The organism is Simplicispira lacusdiani (genome assembly GCF_003604195.1).
Lineage (GTDB): Bacteria > Pseudomonadota > Gammaproteobacteria > Burkholderiales > Burkholderiaceae_C > Simplicispira > Simplicispira lacusdiani.
On sequence record NZ_QXGR01000020.1, the window covers coordinates 5001 to 9314 of the forward strand.

2 rRNA genes are annotated in these 4314 nt (G+C 42.0%); one reads left to right on the forward strand and one right to left on the reverse strand.

The annotated features are described in order from the left end of the window. Positions 1 to 335 precede the first annotated feature (335 nt). Positions 336 to 2145, reverse strand: a 16S ribosomal RNA gene (locus D8S75_RS18010). A gap of 1938 nt (positions 2146 to 4083) precedes the next feature. Between D8S75_RS18010 and rrf the strand changes: the two genes are divergently transcribed. Continuing rightward, a 5S ribosomal RNA gene (rrf, locus tag D8S75_RS18015) occupies positions 4084 to 4204 on the forward strand. The last annotated feature ends 110 nt before the right edge of the window (positions 4205 to 4314 follow it).

The window sequence follows — 4314 nt, forward strand, 5'->3', positions numbered from 1 at the left end:
TTACGAAAATTCTTGTTTTTGACAAAAATTTAATGAATAGATAAAATTGTTTGTGTTTGTTACCTCTGGGCCCCGATTGCTCGAATGCCCAAAGAAAAAGTTGCAAAGATATGAAAACTCCACAGTGTGTTGTATTGAAACGGTTTTAATTGTCCTATAACAAAAGCACAGAAATCTCTCACCGTTTGGAATAGCAAGAAAGAAACTTACAAGCCTAGCAAGACCGCGCACTTAAGCGCAGGCCCGGCTGGACTCTCCATCTCTTGTCTTCTTGCCCAGTAAAAGCTCTCATGCTCTTGCCAAAACAAAAAAATCCATTTTCAAAATTATTAAATTTCTTTAATGATCCTTCCGCAGGTTCACCTACGGAAACCTTGTTACGACTTTTAGTTCCTCTAAATGACCAAGTTTGTCCAAATTCTCCGCTCTGAGATGGAGTTGCCCCCTTCTCTAAGCAGATCCTGAGGCCTCACTAAGCCATTCAATCGGTACTAGCGACGGGCGGTGTGTACAAAGGGCAGGGACGTAATCAACGCAAGCTGATGACTTGCGCTTACTAGGAATTCCTCGTTGAAGAGCAATAATTACAATGCTCTATCCCCAGCACGACGGAGTTTCACAAGATTACCAAGACCTCTCGGCCAAGGTTAGACTCGCTGGCTCCGTCAGTGTAGCGCGCGTGCGGCCCAGAACGTCTAAGGGCATCACAGACCTGTTATTGCCTCAAACTTCCATCGGCTTGAAACCGATAGTCCCTCTAAGAAGTGGATAACCAGCAAATGCTAGCACCACTATTTAGTAGGTTAAGGTCTCGTTCGTTATCGCAATTAAGCAGACAAATCACTCCACCAACTAAGAACGGCCATGCACCACCACCCACAAAATCAAGAAAGAGCTCTCAATCTGTCAATCCTTATTGTGTCTGGACCTGGTGAGTTTCCCCGTGTTGAGTCAAATTAAGCCGCAGGCTCCACTCCTGGTGGTGCCCTTCCGTCAATTCCTTTAAGTTTCAGCCTTGCGACCATACTCCCCCCAGAACCCAAAGACTTTGATTTCTCGTAAGGTGCCGAGTGGGTCATTAAAAAAACACCACCCGATCCCTAGTCGGCATAGTTTATGGTTAAGACTACGACGGTATCTGATCATCTTCGATCCCCTAACTTTCGTTCTTGATTAATGAAAACGTCCTTGGCAAATGCTTTCGCAGTAGTTAGTCTTCAATAAATCCAAGAATTTCACCTCTGACAATTGAATACTGATGCCCCCGACCGTCCCTATTAATCATTACGATGGTCCTAGAAACCAACAAAATAGAACCAAACGTCCTATTCTATTATTCCATGCTAATATATTCGAGCAATACGCCTGCTTTGAACACTCTAATTTTTTCAAAGTAAAAGTCCTGGTTCGCCAAGAGCCACAAGGACTCAAGGTTAGCCAGAAGGAAAGGCCCCGTTGGAAATCCAGTACACGAAAAAATCGGACCGGCCAACCGGGCCCAAAGTTCAACTACGAGCTTTTTAACTGCAACAACTTTAATATACGCTATTGGAGCTGGAATTACCGCGGCTGCTGGCACCAGACTTGCCCTCCAATTGTTCCTCGTTAAGGTATTTACATTGTACTCATTCCAATTACAAGACCCGAATGGGCCCTGTATCGTTATTTATTGTCACTACCTCCCTGAATTAGGATTGGGTAATTTGCGCGCCTGCTGCCTTCCTTGGATGTGGTAGCCGTTTCTCAGGCTCCCTCTCCGGAATCGAACCCTTATTCCCCGTTACCCGTTGAAACCATGGTAGGCCACTATCCTACCATCGAAAGTTGATAGGGCAGAAATTTGAATGAACCATCGCCAGCACAAGGCCATGCGATTCGAAAAGTTATTATGAATCATCAAAGAGTCCGAAGACATTGATTTTTTATCTAATAAATACATCTCTTCCAAAGGGTCGAGATTTTAAGCATGTATTAGCTCTAGAATTACCACAGTTATACCATGTAGTAAAGGAACTATCAAATAAACGATAACTGATTTAATGAGCCATTCGCAGTTTCACTGTATAAATTGCTTATACTTAGACATGCATGGCTTAATCTTTGAGACAAGCATATGACTACTGGCAGGATCAACCAGATAACTATCTTAAAAGAAGAAGCAACAAGCAGTAAAAAAGAAAGAAACCGAAATCTCTTTTTTTTTTTCCCACCTATTCCCTCTTGCTAGAAGATACTTATTGAGTTTGGAAACAGCTGAAATTCCAGAAAAATTGCTTTTTCAGGTCTCTCTGCTGCCGGAAATGCTCTCTGTTCAAAAAGCTTTTACACTCTTGACCAGCGCACTCCGTCACCATACCATAGCACTCTTTGAGTTTCCTCTAATCAGGTTCCACCAAACAGATACCCCGGTGTTTCACGGAATGGTACGTTTGATATCGCTGATTTGAGAGGAGGTTACACTTGAAGAATCACAGTCTTGCGACCGGCTATTCAACAAGGCATTCCCCCAAGTTTGAATTCTTTGAAATAGATTGCTATTAGCTAGTAATCCACCAAATCCTTCGCTGCTCACCAATGGAATCGCAAGATGCCCACGATGAGACTGTTCAGGTTAAACGCAAAAGAAACACACTCTGGGAATTTCTTCCCAAATTGTATCTCTCAATACGCATCAACCCATGTCAATTAAACACGCTGTATAGAGACTAGGCAGATCTGACGATCACCTAGCGACTCTCTCCACCGTTTGACGAGGCCATTTACAAAAACATAACGAACGACAAGCCTACTCGAATTCGTTTCCAAACTCTTTTCGAACTTGTCTTCAACTGCTTTCGCATGAAGTACCTCCCAACTACTTTTCCTCACACTTGTACTCCATGACTAAACCCCCCCTCCCATTACAAACTAAAATCTTACTTTTATTTTCTTTTGCCCTCTCTGTCGCTCTGCCTTAACTACGTATTTCTCGCCGAGAAAAACTTCAATTTAAGCTATTCTCCAAAAATCTTAGCGTATATTTTTTTTCCAAAGTGACAGGTGCCCCGGGTAACCCAGTTCCTCACTATTTTTTACTGCGGAAGCGGAAGCGGAAAATACGGAAACGCGCGGGAACATACAAAACATACAAAATATACCTTTCTCACACAAGAAATATATGCTACTTGCAAAATATCATACCAAAAAACTTTTCACAACCGAAACCAAAACCAACGGATATCATACATTACACTACCACCATTCAAACTTTACTACTATCCTCCCTTCAGTTTCCCTTTTTCTGCCTTTTTCGGTGACGGAAATACGCTTCAGAGACCCTAAAGGGAAATCCATGCCATAACAGGAAAGTAACATCCCAATGCGGACTATACCACCCCACCACACTCCTACCAATAACGGTAACTATTCTATGTTTTCTTACTCCTATGTCTATTCATCTTTCATCTGACTACCTAATACTATGCAAAAATGTAAAATCATCACACAAAACATAAACAATCAAAATCAGCCATTTCCGCACCTTTTCCTCTGTCCACTTTCAACCGTCCCTCCAAATGTAAAATGGCCTATCGGAATACATTTTCTACATCCTAACTACTATAAAACAACCTTTAGACTTACGTTTGCTACTCTCATGGTCTCAATACTGCCGCCGACATTCTGTCCCACATACTAAATCTCTTCCCGTCATTATCGCCCGCATCCGGTGCCGTAAATGCAAAACAAATACCATCTATGTCTTCCACACCATCATTTTACTATGCCTGCCACCATCCATTTGTCTTTTGCACCATATCTTCATAACCTGTCACCTTGAAACTACCTCTGCATGCCACCTACCGACCAACTTTCATGTTCTGTTTCGACCTACCTCTTGTAAATGACAAATCACCTTTTTCATCGTATGCACCTTATTCTCCACATCACAATGCACTATTGCTTTTGCTTTTTCACCTGTCATATCCTATTGCTATTAGATGAAATATAATAAAAATTGTCCTCCACCCATAACACCTCTCACTCCCACCTACTGAACATGTCTGGACCCTGCCCTCATATCACCTGCGTTTCCGTTAAACTATCGGTTGCGGCCATATCTACCAGAAAGCACCGTTTCCCGTCCGATCAACTGTAGTTAAGCTGGTAAGAGCCTGACCGAGTAGTGTAGTGGGTGACCATACGCGAAACTCAGGTGCTGCAATCTTTATTTCTTTTTTTTTTTTTTTTTTTTTTTTTTTTTTTTTTTTTTTTTCTTTTTATTTAAAAATCCTAAAATAACTTACCATTCGATTAGAAAGAAACAGGAGGGGGGGG